At 49.4% G+C, this 1,256-nt stretch carries 1 protein-coding gene; it reads right to left on the minus strand.

What is annotated here, in order from left to right; genetic code table 11:
- Positions 1-1,256, minus strand: a 1,256-nt coding sequence (locus BUB18_RS29780) for a hypothetical protein (RefSeq protein WP_178372232.1), incomplete at both ends; no start/stop codon positions are given.

Genomic DNA, 1,256 nt, shown 5'->3' on the forward strand with positions numbered 1-1,256 from the left:
ATGGTAGCTTTTGGATCGTGGATGTCACTTACTGTTGGAGCAGTGTTAGCACCAGTATATTGAACAGTCCAGGTTCCGATCTGCTGGATGTTACCAGTAGATACCACAGGGGTTGCATCCAGGGTGAAGGCAGTAGTTCTACCGCAATCTTCCTGATCTGCGCCTGCGTTAGCAGCCGGGTTAGCAGCGTAGTTATAGATGGTGACTACGTCAGTGGTAGCCGGACATTTAGTATTTACTACACCGTTTACGATGCTGGTTACTGTCCAGGTCAGTTGTACCTGATCTCCAGGTGTTACCGTGATGGTAGCTTTTGGATCGTGGATGTCGCTTACTGTTGGAGCACTGTTAGCACCAGTGTATTGAACGGTCCAGGTACCGATCTGCTGGATGTTACCAGTAGATACCACAGGAGTTGCATCAAGGGTGAAGGCAGTGGTTCTACCGCAATCTTCCTGATCTGCACCTGCGTTTGCAGCCGGGTTAGCAGCGTAGTTATAGATGGTGACTACGTCAGTGGTAGCCGGACATTTAGTATTTACTACACCGTTTACGATGCTGGTTACTGTCCAGGTCAGCTGTACCTGATCGCCAGGTGTTACCGTGATGGTAGCTTTTGGATCGTGGATGTCGCTTACTGTTGGAGCAGTGTTAGCACCAGTGTATTGAACAGTCCAGGTTCCGATCTGCTGGATGTTACCAGTGGATACCACAGGGGTTGCATCCAGGGTGAAGGCAGTAGTTCTACCGCAATCTTCCTGATCTGCGCCTGCGTTAGCCGCTGGGTTAGCAGCGTAGTTATAGATGGTGACTACGTCAGTTGTAGCCGGACATTTTGTATTTACTACACCGTTTACGATGCTGGTTACTGTCCAGGTCAGTTGTACCTGATCACCAGGTGTTACCGTGATGGTAGCTTTTGGATCGTGGATGTCGCTTACTGTTGGAGCAGTGTTAGCACCAGTGTATTGAACGGTCCAGGTACCGATCTGCTGGATGTTACCAGTAGATACTACAGGGGTTGCATCAAGGGTAAAGGCAGTAGTTCTACCGCAATCTTCCTGATCTGCACCTGCGTTAGCAGCTGGATTTGCTGCGAAGTTATAGATGGTGACTACGTCAGTTGTAGCCGGACATTTAGTGTTTACTACACCGTTTACAATGCTGGTTACCGTCCAGGTCAGTTGTACCTGATCACCAGGCGTTACCGTGATGGTAGCTTTTGGATCGTGGATGTCGCTTACTGTTGGAGCAGT

Origin of the sequence: Chitinophaga jiangningensis, from assembly GCF_900142605.1 — a bacterium.
GTDB lineage: Bacteria > Bacteroidota > Bacteroidia > Chitinophagales > Chitinophagaceae > Chitinophaga > Chitinophaga jiangningensis.